We start from the raw sequence: 14,762 nt of genomic DNA, 5'->3' as shown, positions 1-14,762 counted from the left end.
GCGCGGTGCCCGGCTCGCCGATGAGGGGCGAGCCAGACGCCGGGTCGCGATCACTGCGGAAACAGCGCCCTGGCATCGAGGGCCACGGCGACCGCGATCACGGCGAATATCAGGTGAGTTCGCCGGTAATGAGTTGTCAGGACCGCGAAGAATTCGCGCAAGAATGCCGCGGGAACGAAATATCCGGCGCTGCGCGCTCCGACGACCTGACCGTCGATTCCCAAGCGCCGGGTGAGCGCGGCCGCACGGAGAACGTGAAAGTTACTGGTGACGATCGTGACTCGGGTCCGCTCCGTCGGTGTGCCGCGAACGGCCAACTCGCGCACGCAGTTCCGGATGTTCTCGGCCGTACTGCGTGAATGTTTCTCCCGCACAATGCAATCCGGGGGCACATCACGATCGGTGAGATATCGAGCCATCGCCTCGGCCTCGGAGGTGACCTCATCGGGTCCCTGCCCACCGCAGGTGACGACCACGGGAAGCGCGCCCGAGGCCACCGCGGTGCGGTACGCCGCGATACCGCGCTCGAGGCGGGCGGCGAGCAACGGCGTCACCGCGCCGCGATGCAGGCCGCACCCGAGGATGACCACGGCGTCGGCCTGCTCCCGGTCCGGAAGATTGTTGTACAGCACGGCATAACCGGCGAATGCGATCAGATGCGCCACCAGATAGACGCCCGCCATGCAACACAGAACGGTCACCCGGGCCACCCACGTCGGCACCGCGGGCCGGGCGATGACGACCGCGACACCGACGGCCAACAGCATCAGCCCGGAACCCACCACCACCGGAGTGAGCGTGGTCGGCGAAATCCCCTCGCGCCGGACGACCTCGATGCCGTTGGCCACCAACATGACACCGGTGACGAGAAGCAGTACCGCGGCGACCGCCGACGGTGCGGTGGGCGGCGCGGTCAGTGACGACACTCCGGTTACGACCATTGCGAGCCCGGCCACGATAAGCGTCACGGCCGCCAGCAGTACCAATCCCGTGGACAATCGGCGCGGTTCCCGGGCCACTCGCGCGAACCCGATCACCGCCAGCACCGAACCGGCCGAGAGCAATGCCGCAGGCTCCATCGGACTGCTCGTCCTTCCCTCGGTGAAACCGAACGCACCCGGCGGATCCGCGGATGAACGAGCGTCACGTCACCGCGAAACGGCATGGCGATGCACGCGTTCGCGGTGGCGGGACGTCCGGTGTACGAACGATTCCCAGCGACATGCCGAATCAAACACCACGCTCGGCGAGCCCCGACGGCGGCCTCGCGTCTCCCGGTCGTCCCCGCAGCCGATCGAGGCGGCGAACCTGTCGACACCCAGCACACACAGCGTCGATATCCGGCCCACGCCGCGCGATGGCGCGCTAACCGCCGACGGCCTCGCGCAGGCGCGGAAGTTGCCGCAGCGGATTGTGGTGTTCGACCTCCACGCGCTGTTCGGCGTCGAAGATGTCGCTGAGTCCGGGCGCGGGATCATGGCTCCCGGACTGTGGGAGGGTCAGGGCGCTGAACGGCCAGTCGGAACCGAAGACGATGCGGTCACGCGCGGCGACCACGAGTACGCCGGCCATGGCTGCGGGTGAACCGCTCAGCGCGGTGTCGTAATAGAAGCGCGAGATCTGATTCCGGATATCGAGAATCGAGGGTTCGGGCAGGCCGGCGGGCCAGGTTCGGCCGATGACGGTTTGCGAGGCAACACCGATCCGGTGCGACAGGAACGGCAGTGTGCCTCCGGCGTGCGCGAGCTGGAAGCGGATGTCCGGATAGCGCTGGGTGACCCCGGTGACCATCATCATCGTGGCGGCACGAGTGGTGTCGAAGGTGAATTCCTCGAGGAAATCCGGCAGCGGAAGCTTCGGCTTCGACTGATCCGGGATCGCGGCCGGATGGCTTCCTCCGGCGACCAGTTCGGGGTCGGATAGCCGCCGACGGTGAGATGGCCGTGCTCGAGCAGGGAGGCCCGGTATTCCGGCGGCAGGAAGTGCGCGTGCAGGTCGATGCGATAGTTGCCGGACGGTGGCGTGTGTCGGCGAGCGGGTGCGGCCTCGGCGCGAACGGCACCGGCTACCGCCGCGGCGCCCAGGGCGCCGACGGCCGTCCCCAGCAAGCCGCGGCGGCTCGGGCCGATAGCCGGATCCGACAGTGAATCAGTCATCGCGGCTCGACTTTCTGTGTGGCCGAACATGATTCAGCATTCGCCCGCTGATCTCGCCCGGTTCCGTTACCCGAAGCGCTCGGCGACGTGATGCCGAGCCGGCGGACCAGTTCACCGACGAGCGCGTCCCGATTTGTTCCCGTTGCCGTGCCGAACACGTATCGGTCCGGCCGTAGCAATACCAGTCCACCGGCCCCTACACCGGCCTTGGCCAGCCATTTCATCAGCGCGCCGGTGTGGTCCTCGATATCGCGGAAGTCCGCGCCGATGCTGCGGCCATCGCCCGGCTTGCCCTGGGGCCGCCCCCCGATCGGATACACGGTCACGAATCGCGTCCCCAGTGCCCGCAGGACCGCGACATCGTCCGCGCCCAGCACCGTCCGAGGATCGACGCTGTGGCCGAGCATCGCGAATCCCGTCCCGAGCGCATCGTCCAGGCGCTGGTGGCGGCCCTCGTAGGTACGCACCCGCGGTTGCGGTGCGAGCGTGCCCGCCACTCCTCGCAGGCGGGCGCGTGGCAACCCGAGGTAGACGCCGCGACGGAACCGCGGGCGCGGCTTCATTTTCGCCGCGCGCACCCAGCCGCGGAGACCGGGCGTCCGCATCGCGGTGGCGAGTCCGATGTCGCGTGCCGCGGCGATCAGCTTGTTGTCGATGGAGACGATGTTCTTGTTGAGTACCGACAGGTCGATCATCGCCTCGGCATGCGGGCGGCGTTCGGATTCGTAGGTATCCAGGATCCGCAGAGCCGCACCGTGTTCGATGATCGCGGCCAGTTTCCACGACAGGTTGTCCGCGTCCCGGACGCCGGAATTCATCCCCTGGCCGATGAACTGCGGGGTCATGTGGGCGGCGTCACCGGCGATCAGAATCCGGCCCACCCGCCACCGTTGCGCGACAACGGCATTGAAGGTGTAGACGAGTTTGCGCAAGACGTCCACCTCGCCGGGATCGACGAAGCGTGAGATGTGGCGGCGGACGGTGTCCGGGTCCTCCATCTCCTCCTCGGTCTGCGAATCCGAGAGCATGAATTCGAAGCGATGGTGATGATCGGGCTGTGGGCACGACACGGTCGGCTGCACGGGATCGCAGACGAAATCGAAGTACGGCAGGTGCCGGAACGCGTCGACACCGTCCTTCGCCTTCACATCGACCACCAGCCACCGCTCAGGAAAGCTGGTGCCGCGCATATCGATTCCGAGTTCGGTGCGTACCACGCTGCGGCCGCCATCACAGCCCACCAGGAATCGAGCGCGCACACGCTCGGCGGTGCGCGGACGGGATTCGGGTGCGCGTTTGCCGTACCCGGTGCCGCGACATTCGGCGTGCTCGACGCTCACACTGTCGGCGGTCTGGTCGAAATCCACCACCTCACGGCCGCGACGGACGGTGACGTGCGGATAGCGGTCCAGAGCGCGTTCGAGAGTGTTCTCGAGGTACGGCTGGTAGAGAAAGTTGGAGACCGGCCAGCCCAGCGACCGGTCGACGTCCTGGAACTGCGCCAGCACGCTGCCGTCACCGCGAACCCACTGCACGGTCGAGTCGGCGATCATATCCGCGGCGAGTTCGTCTGCGGCGCCGGCGGTTTGGAAGACGCGCATCCCCTCGTCGTCGGTGTAGACCGCGCGGGCCAGCCCGTAGTACTCGGGCTCGCGTTCGAGTACCAGCACGTCGATTCCCCGACGGCCGAGGAGATTCGCGAGAGTCAGGCCCGTCGGACCGAGCCCCACGATCACAACGTCATGGTCGAATGTGTTCATCGTGGCAGGCCTCCGCTGAGTTCGGGGACTGTGATCTCCGGCGCACGCGCACTCCGCGCGGCTTGCCGGAGTTGCGCGAGCTTGTCCAGCACCGTTCCCCCGACCGTGTCGTGTCCCCAGAGACTGATGCCCTGGTACGTGCACGGTTGCCATCCGGCCTCGAGCTCGGGGGTGATCACGATCGGATTCCAGCCGACCTCGAGCTCGAAGCCCGAGGGCGAGACGCAATAGAACGACAGCTCACGGTCATTGGTGTGCTGCCCCACCGTCCACTGCATCCGGAATCCGAGCGCGGTCACCCGCGCGAAGGAGGCGAGCATGTCATCCAGGGTCGCCGCCTGGATATTGAGGTGCTGAACGCGCGTACGGATCGGGTCGATCCCGATGCCTCGGATATTGGCGATGGCGATCGAGTGGTGACGTTGATCGACGCGCAGGAAGCGGACCTTCATCTTCAATCCGGAAATGTTCTCGTCGATGTAGTCACTGAGCCGGGAGTCGAACAGCGTGTGGTAATAGCCCCGCACCGCCTCGGGTTCGCGCGAAACGATCGCCACATGCCCCATGCCCGCCTCGCCGGTCACCCAGCCGGAGTTGAGCATTCGCAGCGGCTCGTCGGTGATCAGCGGCGTGGTGAAGATTTCGGTGGTGATCCCCTTCGGGCCCGGGAATCGCCACAGACGTTCCACCCCGCGCAGCGCCGTCTGCTCCGGCGTGCCCTCCTCGATCGGCACGCCCCGGTCGCGGACGCGAGTGAGAATCCGATCGAACGCCGCGTGATCGTCGACCTGCCAGCCGATAGCCGTAACATCCTCTGCGGCACCGGGTCTGATCAGGAAACGGCAAGCATGCTCGTCCAGCCGGAAACGCAGGCAGTCCCCCACCGAGTCGACGTGCAAGCCGATCGCGTCCGCGCCGAATCGACGCCAGTCGACCATGCGATGCGACTCGACCACAAGGTAACCGAGGTGGACGGCTCCGAAGACCGAACCGTCGGTGCCGGGCCGCCGGAACCCGGTCATCGCGACGCCGCCAGAAAGGAGGCCGCCAGGCCGTTGAACAATTCCGCCCGCTCCCACTGGACCCAGTGACCGGTCGCCACGGCCGTGTACAGATCGCAGTTCGGCATCCGGTCGGCGAGCATGCGCCCGCCGGAGGGACGGTTCACCTTGTCCTGCACACCCCAGATGACCAGCGTCGGGTGGGCGACTCGGCGCAGTCTCGGATCGCGGGTGAAGTCCATCCGCCACAGTGTGCGCAGCGCCAACGGGCCGGACGGACGCCGCAATGGCGGATTCGCCACCACTTCGGGGTCCAGGCTGGCCTGATACCGGCAGTCGATCATCTCGTCGGTGATCGTGCTCGCGTCGTGCACCAGGTACCGGTTGATGAAGGTGGCGAGCTTGTCGCGAGCGGGTCCCTGGCCACCGTAATAGGACAGCAGAGCCTGTAGGCCTCGCGTGGGCAATGCACGGGTGGTGCCGACGCCGCCCGGACCCATCAGAATCAGCCGTTGCACCTTCTCGGGCCGGTCCATGGCCAGCCGCAGGGCGGCGGCCGCACCGTAGGAATTGCCGATCAGATGAGCGCTGGGGATGTTCAGCGCATCGAGCAGGCCACCGACCGCCGCTGCCAGATCGCCGAACGGATCGGACTGGTCGATTCGCTTGGTCGAACCCCCGTAACCGGGAAGATCCGGCACGATGACCCGGAACTGCCGCGCCAGAGCATCGATGTTCCGAGAGTAGTTCGACAGGCCGGAGGCTCCGGGGCCACCGCCGTGCAGCAGCACCAGGACAGGCCCGTCACCGGCCTCTGTGACGAAGATTTCCCGGTCGTCGACCTGGACCGTTCGTCCGGCCGCTACTGCGCTCTCCATGCCTGTCACGGCTACCTCCACTCGACTGATGATGAAATCATCAACTGCGATCAGCTCATCTGTCAAGCTTTTCTGATGAAATCCTCAATACCGCGAATTCGGGCGTCAACACGGAAAACATCGGACCTGATCCGATCATCAGATATGATCATGTGCGATTTCACCACCCTGACCTGCGGCTGCTCGCGTACGAATGAAGTCGGACGGCAGCATCTCGCAGAGCCGCCCTCGATGATCAGGAAGAAGCTTCAACGCTTTCGACGCCGCACCTCGTCCGCACGTCGAGCGAGAAGAACACGGCGCGTGGCCCGCAGACGCATCCGTCGCGAGCCAGGCGGTCACCCTCACCGCCGGACTACGAGCCGCCGACCAGTGATGTAATGGAATCCCTTGGGAGGGAGAGGATTACAGCTCGGGCAATGGCGGGAGTTCGCCGCTGGACAGCTTGCGCGCGGTGCGTTTGTTCATGCCGAACATGCGCAGCATGTGAAAGGTCATCTCGTCGGCCAGCGCACCGGCGTCGGCATCGGGCCGCGCGTCCAGTAGTTGCAGCAGCCCGAGCAGCGCGCCGCCGGCGGCCATGATCGCCATATCGGGATCCATCGGCTCGAACCGGCCCTGCTCCTGCGCGGCGATGATGTCACGCCGGGCGCGCGGGGCCAGGCCCTCGTCGCGCAGCAGTATCGACGTGCCGGAGTTCAGGATCACCCGGATACCCTCGGGAATCCGCCGCTGCATCCGCCCGGTCATGCGAAAGCTCACCGCGAACACTTCGGCCGGATCGTCGTAGGCGGCCACGATGCCGTCGCGCATCTCACTGTAGACCCGCAGCACCGATCGCACGGCCTCGTCGAACAACTGCTCCTTCGAGGTGAAGTGATTGTAGAACGAGCCGAAACCCACATCGGCCGCATCGGTGATCTCTTGGATACTGACCGCGGATCGCCCTTCGGACAAGAACTTTCGCGCCGCGCCCAGCAATGCGTTGCGGGTCCGCTCGCGGCGGCGGTCGATGCGATTTCCAACCACGGGCTCAGCGGTCATCGGCACCTCCCAGTCGGATCGTTACAGAAATCATAACTGAGGAAATGATCAGAGTCGATTCATGCGGTCACCGAAGTCGGAGTGGCGCACATCACAGTTGCTGGTCTACCCTGAAGGCACCGGGAAAACCGTTGCGGTCAAGGAGAATCCATGATCGACATCATCACGTTGCGAGGCACCGGGGAGACACGGAACGCGGACGGATCACCCACGGGCATGCTGGCCTCGATCACCGATCTGCTGCCGACCAGCAGTTTCAGTTTCTTCGAACCCGACTGGCCCGCTTCGGTCGGGCCGGACCCGAATCTGTGGGGGTCGTCGTTGGACACCTCGGTGCGACTGGGCACCGCCGCGGGGGTGCAGGCGATCCAGCAGTCGCCGAATATCTGTGGACTGCTGAGCTATTCGCTGGGCGGGATCTGCGCCAGCCGGATCCTCGAGGGGGTGGCGGCGGGGCAGTACACCAATACCGACGGAAGTCCCCTGGAGATCGCCTTCGCCGTCTTCGTCGCCAATCCGCTGCGCAAAGCGGGAGATTCGGTGAACAACCTGTGCCCGCCGACGACGTTCGGGCTGCACGGCCAGCGCGGAACCTGGCCTGCCCGGGTCGCGACCCGGGAGTACGCGAATCCGGGCGACATCATCACCGCATCGCCGGCCGATTCGCCGCTGCGCGTCATCGACGTCGGCATCTCACCGTTCTCGTTCGTCGAGGGCGCACGAATCGGCGACATCGGCTACCTGATCTTCGCGCAGCTGCTGGACTTCCTGAGGCTGAACCCGCTGAACAACCTCCAGCGCTACGGGGAGGCGGTCAACGGCGTGATCGGATACCTCACCCCGTATCCGCAGGGCCAGCACGTGCTCTATTCCGCGCAGAACATGCCGGGCACCGACACGCCATGGACAACCGCCGCGGCCGACTACATCACGGCCGACTTCGCGTAATCACAGTTCGAGGCACCGCCGGCCGACCTCGGACAGCCGTTACGGAACATCGCATCGCCGGTAACCGGGCCGCCCGAGGGGACGGCACGCTGCCGAGTTCGGTCACGATGCCTCCCGCGCCGGATGTGTTCGCCGGCTATCGGGAGGTCTTCCACACGGTCGGCGACGCGCCGCCCTACGGACGGTCCGGCTCAGCTGCCGGCCGGCTGGGCGGGAGCCGAGGCGGACGGGGCGTGATGCTGGGCCTGCAACGCGTTGAACGTCTGCGCGCCCGCCGCGATGCCGACCGGGATCGCCAGGGCGACCCCGCCGACCAACGCGCCCACACCGCCGACCGCGATCGCGCCGACGAGGCAGGTGGCGGCGAACGCCGGAACGGTCATGGTGCCCGCCGTCGCCAGCGCCATCAGCGTTCCGCCGGTGGCGACGCCGAACGGGCAGCCGATGGCGGCGCCGACGATCGAACCGGCCAGCGAGCCCACGGCCATCGCCATACCCATGTGTGGATTGGCCGCTTCCACAGCCTGATTCAGGTCGGACATCACATCGGGCGACTGCTGTGCGGGGGCCGGTGCGGCGACGCGGGTGGCAGTGATGGTCGCGGTGGTCGGCTGAACCGGCGTAGCGGCCGCCGGAATCGCGGCCCCGGCCAGGGTGTGTCCGGTGGCGTCCTGGATACCGAACTGCCCGCCTTGTACGGCCACCGTTCCGATCGGGGTGCGCAGGACAGCCAGACCAGTAGCCGGATCGTCGCTGTATCGCACGCCGGGCGCGACGTCGGTGGCCACGGCGGGAGGTTTCGCCGGACCGGCCGGCACCGCGGTATCGGCATTCGCGACGCCCGACGCCGCGACCACCGCCATGGCGGTCAACGCGGTTACCGCCGCCCCTCGATTTTTGAATGTCATCTCTCACTCACAATGTGGATAGTTCGGGAATCGGACGAAATACGAGAATTACCGCGCGCCGCTCTGCACCGGAACAGGTGTGGCGATCAGCCCCTTGGAATGCAGTGATTGATATTGCTGATTCAATACATTCGCGGTCGCGGGCGATCCGGAGACGATACTGCCCACCGTCCCGCCGACGAATCCCAGAGCGGCCGCGCCGATGAGGCAGCCGCCCACGACACCGACCGGGGTCAGCACCGCGACGGGTATGAACAGCGTGCCGCCGGTGACGCCGCCGACCACACATCCGGCCACTACACCGGCCGTCGTGCCGACCACACGCCCCACGGTGGAGTCGTTCGCGAAGGTTCCCGCGATGCCGTCGAACGCCTTCAGATATTCGGCCCCCGGATCGACCGGAGTGGCCTGCGGCGAATTGCCGGCGGGAGCCGGCGGAACGGATTCCGGCGCGGATTGCGCCGGATTCACCGCATCGGCGTTCGCCGCCCCCGCGGAGATCACCGTCGCCGCGAATATCATGGCGGCCATGGCGGTGGCTCGAGAAATGTGATACATCGTCGCAGGTCCTCATCGTGCGTGCAAACAAGGGTGGAAATAAGATTCTCTTATACCGAGAATAATGATCGATGAGGGGTGTGTTTGGAAAATAAAAAACTGCTATGCACCCATACGGGATCGGCATGCTCGCACGCACGTGATCACGCCACACGGTCGCCTCACGATCGACGCGGCGGCATCGGCTCGATCGCCTCCGGATCGCCGCACCATCGCGCCGACAGCCATCTGCCCTCCCGGACGGCCGCACGCATCGAACGAGCGATCGCCTGGGCCACGAGATCCACGGCGGCGGGCATGCGTCCGGCGCGCGGCATGCCCAGCACGATCGACCGCCGAATCTCGGGCTGCCGCAAGGGGGCAGCGCTCAACCGGCCCGCGGCCACGTCGGCCACGATTCCGGCCGCGGGCAGAATCGTCCAGCCGTGCCCAGCGATGACGAGCGACTTCTGCAAGTGCATCGAATTCGTCTGCACCCCGACCTCGAACACCACATCGGCCTCGGCCGCCGCCGCATCGATCAACACCCGCAGCGCATGTCCGGCCGCGGGCATGACCACCGGATGCGCCGCCACCTCGGCCAGCGCCACCGGCCGGTCCGCGCACAGTCCCGCGTCCACGGTGGCCACCGCCCACAATCGCTCACTGACCAGCGGCGCCACATTCAGCGACGGCGAGCCGGACAGGTTGTACAGCAGGCTCAGATCCAGATCGCCGTCGTCCATCCAATGTTGCAGATGTCCGGAATACGCTGTGAGAATACGTAATTCGATGCCCGGATAATCGCGCAGCACCGTCGAGGTCAGTCGGCCCGCGATCAGATCGACCGAACTCTCCAGCAGGCCGACGGTCACCACCCCGCCCACCACACCGGGCGGCGGCGTGATCTCCGCCCGTGCCCGGCCCAGCTCCCGCAACGCCCGCCCGGCCCGCTCCACCATCACCGCACCCGCATCCGTCAGCCGCATACCGGTGCGACTGCGTTCGAACAGCTCCACGCCCAATTCGTGTTCCAAGGTGCGAATCTGGCGCGTCACGGCGGGCTGGGCCAGGCGCAGCAGTTCGGCTGCGCGCGTCACGCTCCCCACCTCGGCCACGGTGACCAGCGCCTTGAGCTGTTTGAGATCCATGCGCTGCTCCTGACGAGGCATTATCGAGACGGAGGATCCCAGACCGGCATCTGGCCCGGTGAAGCATCAGATCTTCCGATACCCAGCACCGGCTCGCAGCGAGAATCCTCTTCTTTCTATACCGCACCAACTCTGGTCGCTGGCTACTGCGGTACCCACCACTTTTTCCAGAGTTTGACTTCCAGAAAATAAGAGTCATGTTCTACTTTGTATCAGAACCTAGTTCTGCTGGTTGCCGGTGAGGTGACCCGGGTCGTTCCGTCCGGCCGTCTTCGGCGGTCATGCCCCGAAAGGTTGATGGTGTCGCGCAATGGAGCAAGCGCCGGTATTTTCCAAAGGCCGTGATCTCGACGCTGCCATGCGTGCCCTGCACCCATGGCTGGCCGCCCGGCTCGGCGCAGCCGAGGTCGAGATCGAACCGCCCGACTATCCCAGGGGAGCGGGCGCTTCCAACGAGACCCTCCTGATCCGAGCCCGCGCCGACGGCCGCATCGAGGATTACGCCGTTCGGATCTCGCCCGCGCCGGAACATCAGATGTATTACGAACCCCGGTTCCGGCTGCAGTACGACATTCTGCGCGCCCTGTTCGGCCGATCCGATGTCCTTGTGCCCGAACCGCTCTGGTTCGAATCCGATCCCACGGTCCTGGGCAGGCCGTTCTACGCGATGCGGCGCATGCGCGGTCGGGTGCCGGTGAGTATGCCGGTGTACAACTCCTCGGGCTGGCTGTTCGAGGCCACCACAGCGCAGCGCCGGATGTTGTGGGAGAACTCGATGCGGCAGCTGACCGCGATCCATCGCGTGCCGATCGCTCAGGTGGCGTTCGTCGACCGGCCCGAGCACGGTGCCCCAGGAGACGAGCAGCAGCTGTCCTATTGGCATGCGTACGCGGACTGGGCATTCGGGGAGAAGACTCCGGACGTCGCGGTGGCGCTGTTCGAATGGTTGGACGCCCACCGGCCGTCCACCTCGGTTCCCGGGCTGTCCTGGGGTGATGCCCGGATCGGTAACATCATGTACGACAACGACTTCCAAGTCGTCGGGGTGATGGACTGGGAACAGGTGTCGCTGGCCGGGCCGGTGGCAGATCTCGCCTGGTGGTTGCTGTTCGATGAATCACTGTCGGTCGGACAGGGCGTGCCCCGGCTGGAGGGTCTGGGCACTCGCGAGGAGACGATCGCGCTGTGGAGTGAATCCACCGGCCGCACACCGGACGATCTGCACTGGCACGAGGTGTTCGCCCGGCTGAAGGTCGGATTACTGAGTCTGCACAGCCGCCGCTCTCTGCCGCCGATGGCGGCCACGAGTACCCGGCATTTCTCGTATCTGCATCATGCCTGCGATCTGGCCGGTATCGTTGTGCCCGAGGGGGTTCGGTGAACATGCCCGGCGGCCCGGCGCCCCGCGACGAGATGGTGGTGCTCTCGCCCGATTGGCTCACCGCGGCGTTGCGCACCGATCACTCCGATGTCGTCGTGACCGGCACCGAGACAGTCGAGCGGCTGGAAACCGTTGCCACGAAAGTGCGGTTCCGCGTCGAGTACGCCCATGCGACCGGCGCACCCGCGGCACTGTGCGCGAAGGGGTATTTCAACCCGGCCGTCCGGCGCGCGACGCGCGCCGAGGCCGACTTCTATCGCCTTGCCGCCCGAGATCTTCCGGTCCGCACCCCGCCCTGTGTGTACGCCGAGGTGGACGAGCGTAGCGGTCACGCACTCGTGCTGATGCACGACCTCGTCGCCGCCGGAGCGCGCTTCCTGGACCCCCGCGTCGGGTACGGGCCCGAGCAGGCAGCGGCCACGCTCGATCAGCTCGCCGCTCTGCACTCGGCCACCTGGAACGGGAAATTCCCCGTGCCGGCCGGGATTTTCCCGCCGCGCCCGGTGTCGCTCGCCGGACACCTGACCGCCGGACAACTGCAATCGCAGCTCGAAGACGGTCGTGCACAGGCGATCTCGACGAAAGTACACAGCGCCGACCGGCTCATCGCGGCGATGCACGCGATCGGCGCACTCTCGCCGGACTCGGCGACCTGCCTGGTACACGGCGATCTGCACACCGGCAATATCTACCAACTCCCCGACGGCAGTCCTGGCCTGATCGACTGGCAGGTGGTTCAGCACGGCGTCTGGGCCCTGGACGTCGCCTACCATCTGGCCACCGTCCTGACCCCGGACGACCTCGCCCGGCACGAACGCGAGCTGGTGGACCACTACCTCGGCCGGCTGGCTTCGCACGGCGTCACCCCGCCCGATCCCGACCGAGCCTGGTGGCTGTACCGCGCATGCCTGCCGGACGGCCTGTTCATGTGGGCGATCACCCGCGCGGTCGAACGCCCGGTCATCGAACATCTCACCGACCGGCTGGCCCGCGCGGTGGAACGCCATCGCAGTCTGGATCTACTCGGCGTCTGAACGGCTCGCCGAGCGGAACACACACGGCGGCGACCATGGTGTATCGCAGCGGGGCGATTGCGGTGTCGAGCACGAATATCCCGGCGATGCGCGATTTCGAGGCGTCGTCGAGTCTGTTGGCGCTGTGGATGATCGGTGCGCCGGTACCGTGCGGCACAGGCCGGGCCCGGGTTGTGGACATGGGTGTCTCCAGGAAGGACTGGAACGAACGGCGAAGGGACGCCTGCAATTACGCGGAACGCAGGTTCCGGCGCAGCACGAACTTCTGGACCTTGCCGCTCGCGGTGCGCGGGAAGTCGGTCACGATGTGGATCTCCTCGGGCCATTTCTGTTTGGCCAGACCGGCATTCGCGAAATGCGCGCGCAGATCCTCGAGGGTGGGGGCCGGGATATCGGCCGCGAGGCGCAGCACCGCGGCCACGTGCTCACCCAGCCGGGCATCGGGTGCGGCAACGGCCGCCGCCTCGACGACCCCCGGCACGGTGATCAGGACGTCTTCCACCTCGAGTGCGCTGATGTTCTCACCGCCGCGAATGATCAGATCGGTGGTGCGGTCGGTGATCGTGAGATATCCGTCGGTATCGAGCGAGGCGATATCGCCCGTGTGATACCAGCCGTCGGCATCGAACCGCGCGGCCGTGAGCGCGTCGTCGGTGTACCCCAGGCACAGATCCGGTCCGCGACTGAGGATTTCACCGTCCGGGCGCACCCGCACCTCCACGCCGGGCGCGGCACAGCCGTCGGTGTAGATCCGCTTGTCCGGGGAATCGGTGTACTCGGACACCGTCATCGACGGATGTTCGGTACTCCCGTAGGACCGAGTGACCTTGATACCCAACGCCGTGAGCCGCTCCACGACCGCGACCGGCACGGGCGCACCACCCAGCCCCGCGTACTTGATCAAGGCCAGATGTTCCGGAGTGAATTTCGGATGGTCTATCAGGCTCGTCATGTAGTACGGCACACCGCCGCCGACGGCGATGCCGTACGCCGTCATCAGCTCGAGAACCTGTTCCGGATTCCAGGTGTCGACCATATCGATCGTGCTGCCCTCCAGGATGGGCATCAGGAACGCGCTGAGCATGCCGATGAAATGGCCGACCGGAGCGGTGATGAGTTGCGCGGTCAGATCGGCGGGACGCCGCGCGGTCATCTGACGGGTCTCGAACAGCAGGGTCCGGTGGCTGTGGATCACGCCCTTCGGTGCGCTCGTCGTCCCGGAGGTGAAAGCGATCAGCACCGGCGCGGCCGGATCAACCGTCGCCCGCCCCGCCCACGGCTCGTCGGCGAGCAGGGCCTCGAACGCCGTCGCGGAATCCCGCCCGCCCACGACACCGACGATCGACACCCCGGCGTACACCTCGGGATCGTAAGTGCGCGAACCGAATCGGTCGGCGGTGAGGAATACGCGCGGTCGGACCGAACCGAGAATGTGGCCAACCTCCTTGTGCCCGTAAACGTGCACGATGGGCACCACCACCGCGCCGAGCAGCGAGGCCGCCCAGAACGCGGCCGCCGCCTCCATCCAGTTCGGGAGTTGGAAGGCGACCGCATCCCCGGCGCCGACGCCGCGAGCGCGCAGGCCACCGGCCAATCGCCGCGCCACCAACTCGACGTCGCGAAAGGTGCCCGACCACGGCCGGACGGCGGAGTGGACTCGGAACTCGGCATCCGGTGCGGCGGCCAATCCGCGATCGAGCAGATCCGCGATCGTATCGGAGGTCCACCACCCCTCGCGTTCGTACCGTTCGACCAGATCCGGTGGGACAACACGCATAGTCGAGCTCCAATGCCCTGCACGACGGTCGGCGGCGCTGCGCCGCTCCATCGAGGTGATACGAGATTCGACGCCGGGATTCGCCCCGGCGAGACCCGATTCAAGAATCAGGCTCTAGTCGAGAGTAGAACGCGCTTCTCATTCTCGAGAGCAAATCGGCAGGAATGGAGAACTAGTGGTCGGATTC

General features: G+C 66.4%; 14 protein-coding genes. 3 read left to right on the top strand and 11 right to left on the bottom strand.

What is annotated here, in order from left to right; genetic code table 11:
- Positions 1-50: 50 nt before the first annotated feature.
- The 7 genes from NV1_RS41145 to NV1_RS41120 form a co-directional block, all read right to left on the bottom strand.
- A complete protein-coding gene (locus NV1_RS41145) occupies positions 51-1,079 on the bottom strand; it encodes a YdcF family protein (RefSeq protein ID WP_067904998.1) in 1,029 nt (342 codons plus the stop codon).
- Between the two features lie 286 nt (positions 1,080-1,365).
- Positions 1,366-1,791, bottom strand: a complete 426-nt coding sequence (locus tag NV1_RS46250) for an amidohydrolase family protein (protein ID WP_245714197.1) — start codon at positions 1,789-1,791, stop codon at positions 1,366-1,368.
- A gap of 2 nt (positions 1,792-1,793) precedes the next feature.
- A complete protein-coding gene (locus NV1_RS46245) occupies positions 1,794-2,156 on the bottom strand; it encodes a hypothetical protein (RefSeq protein ID WP_245714196.1) in 363 nt (120 codons plus the stop codon).
- A complete protein-coding gene (gene mhpA, locus NV1_RS41135; RefSeq protein ID WP_084526726.1) occupies positions 2,153-3,916 on the bottom strand; it encodes a bifunctional 3-(3-hydroxy-phenyl)propionate/3-hydroxycinnamic acid hydroxylase MhpA in 1,764 nt (587 codons plus the stop codon). The genes NV1_RS46245 and mhpA overlap by 4 nt, the downstream gene beginning before the upstream one ends.
- Positions 3,913-4,938: a VOC family protein gene (locus NV1_RS41130; RefSeq protein WP_067904995.1), complete on the bottom strand. Its 1,026-nt coding sequence runs from the start codon at positions 4,936-4,938 to the stop codon at positions 3,913-3,915. Before NV1_RS41130 ends, mhpA begins: the two co-directional genes overlap by 4 nt.
- Entirely contained in the window at positions 4,935-5,795 is an 861-nt protein-coding gene (locus tag NV1_RS41125) for an alpha/beta fold hydrolase (RefSeq protein WP_067904992.1), read from the bottom strand. Before NV1_RS41125 ends, NV1_RS41130 begins: the two co-directional genes overlap by 4 nt.
- Before the next feature lie 405 nt (positions 5,796-6,200).
- Positions 6,201-6,839 carry a TetR/AcrR family transcriptional regulator gene (locus NV1_RS41120; RefSeq protein ID WP_067904990.1) on the bottom strand — a complete coding sequence of 213 codons (639 nt, stop codon included), beginning with the start codon at positions 6,837-6,839 and terminating at the stop codon, positions 6,201-6,203.
- Positions 6,840-6,989: 150 nt separating this feature from the next.
- On the opposite strand from NV1_RS41120, the gene NV1_RS41115 reads away from it, so the two are divergent.
- On the top strand, positions 6,990-7,787 hold the full coding sequence (locus NV1_RS41115) for a hypothetical protein (protein WP_067904987.1): 798 nt from the start codon (positions 6,990-6,992) through the stop codon (positions 7,785-7,787).
- A 191-nt stretch (positions 7,788-7,978) separates the two neighbouring features.
- Here the strand turns inward: NV1_RS41115 and NV1_RS41110 are convergent, their stop codons facing one another.
- The 3 genes from NV1_RS41110 to NV1_RS41100 form a co-directional block, all read right to left on the bottom strand.
- Complete coding sequence (locus NV1_RS41110; RefSeq protein WP_067904984.1) at positions 7,979-8,695, bottom strand: hypothetical protein; 717 nt, start codon at positions 8,693-8,695, stop codon at positions 7,979-7,981.
- A 48-nt stretch (positions 8,696-8,743) separates the two neighbouring features.
- On the bottom strand, positions 8,744-9,253 hold the full coding sequence (locus NV1_RS41105) for a hypothetical protein (protein ID WP_157117767.1): 510 nt from the start codon (positions 9,251-9,253) through the stop codon (positions 8,744-8,746).
- 161 nt (positions 9,254-9,414) lie between these two features.
- Positions 9,415-10,383, bottom strand: coding sequence for a LysR family transcriptional regulator (locus NV1_RS41100; RefSeq protein WP_067904977.1), 969 nt, complete (start codon positions 10,381-10,383; stop codon positions 9,415-9,417).
- A 310-nt stretch (positions 10,384-10,693) separates the two neighbouring features.
- Here NV1_RS41100 and NV1_RS41095 point away from each other — a divergent pair, with 310 nt between their 5' ends.
- Entirely contained in the window at positions 10,694-11,764 is a 1,071-nt protein-coding gene (locus NV1_RS41095) for a phosphotransferase family protein (RefSeq protein ID WP_067904974.1), read from the top strand.
- Positions 11,765-11,766: 2 nt separating this feature from the next.
- Positions 11,767-12,798: a phosphotransferase gene (locus tag NV1_RS41090; RefSeq protein WP_067904972.1), complete on the top strand. Its 1,032-nt coding sequence runs from the start codon at positions 11,767-11,769 to the stop codon at positions 12,796-12,798.
- 229 nt (positions 12,799-13,027) lie between these two features.
- On the opposite strand, the gene NV1_RS41085 is transcribed toward NV1_RS41090, so the two are convergent.
- Positions 13,028-14,575: an AMP-binding protein gene (locus tag NV1_RS41085; protein WP_067904969.1), complete on the bottom strand. Its 1,548-nt coding sequence runs from the start codon at positions 14,573-14,575 to the stop codon at positions 13,028-13,030.
- Positions 14,576-14,762 lie beyond the last annotated feature (187 nt).

The sequence above is a fragment of the Nocardia vaccinii NBRC 15922 genome, assembly GCF_001613305.1.
GTDB lineage: Bacteria > Actinomycetota > Actinomycetes > Mycobacteriales > Mycobacteriaceae > Nocardia > Nocardia vaccinii.
Note: the sequence above shows the minus strand (reverse complement) of the source record. Positions and strands in the feature narration are given on the sequence as shown.

Excerpts from the sequence above, each read along its gene's own strand:
- NV1_RS41090 (WP_067904972.1), top strand. The coding sequence starts at position 11,767 with ATGCCCGGCGGCCCGGCGCCCCGCGACGAGATGGTGGTGCTCTCGCCC.
- NV1_RS41130 (WP_067904995.1), bottom strand. The coding sequence starts at position 4,938 with ATGACCGGGTTCCGGCGGCCCGGCACCGACGGTTCGGTCTTCGGAGCC.
- NV1_RS41110 (WP_067904984.1), bottom strand. The coding sequence starts at position 8,695 with ATGACATTCAAAAATCGAGGGGCGGCGGTAACCGCGTTGACCGCCATG.
- NV1_RS41125 (WP_067904992.1), bottom strand. The coding sequence starts at position 5,795 with ATGGAGAGCGCAGTAGCGGCCGGACGAACGGTCCAGGTCGACGACCGG.
- NV1_RS41115 (WP_067904987.1), top strand. The coding sequence starts at position 6,990 with ATGATCGACATCATCACGTTGCGAGGCACCGGGGAGACACGGAACGCG.
- mhpA (WP_084526726.1), bottom strand. The coding sequence starts at position 3,916 with ATGAACACATTCGACCATGACGTTGTGATCGTGGGGCTCGGTCCGACG.
- NV1_RS41085 (WP_067904969.1), bottom strand. The coding sequence starts at position 14,575 with ATGCGTGTTGTCCCACCGGATCTGGTCGAACGGTACGAACGCGAGGGG.
- NV1_RS41100 (WP_067904977.1), bottom strand. The coding sequence starts at position 10,383 with ATGGATCTCAAACAGCTCAAGGCGCTGGTCACCGTGGCCGAGGTGGGG.
- NV1_RS46245 (WP_245714196.1), bottom strand. The coding sequence starts at position 2,156 with ATGACTGATTCACTGTCGGATCCGGCTATCGGCCCGAGCCGCCGCGGC.
- NV1_RS41145 (WP_067904998.1), bottom strand. The coding sequence starts at position 1,079 with ATGGAGCCTGCGGCATTGCTCTCGGCCGGTTCGGTGCTGGCGGTGATC.
- NV1_RS41095 (WP_067904974.1), top strand. The coding sequence starts at position 10,694 with ATGGAGCAAGCGCCGGTATTTTCCAAAGGCCGTGATCTCGACGCTGCC.
- NV1_RS46250 (WP_245714197.1), bottom strand. The coding sequence starts at position 1,791 with ATGGTCACCGGGGTCACCCAGCGCTATCCGGACATCCGCTTCCAGCTC.
- NV1_RS41105 (WP_157117767.1), bottom strand. The coding sequence starts at position 9,253 with ATGTATCACATTTCTCGAGCCACCGCCATGGCCGCCATGATATTCGCG.
- NV1_RS41120 (WP_067904990.1), bottom strand. The coding sequence starts at position 6,839 with ATGACCGCTGAGCCCGTGGTTGGAAATCGCATCGACCGCCGCCGCGAG.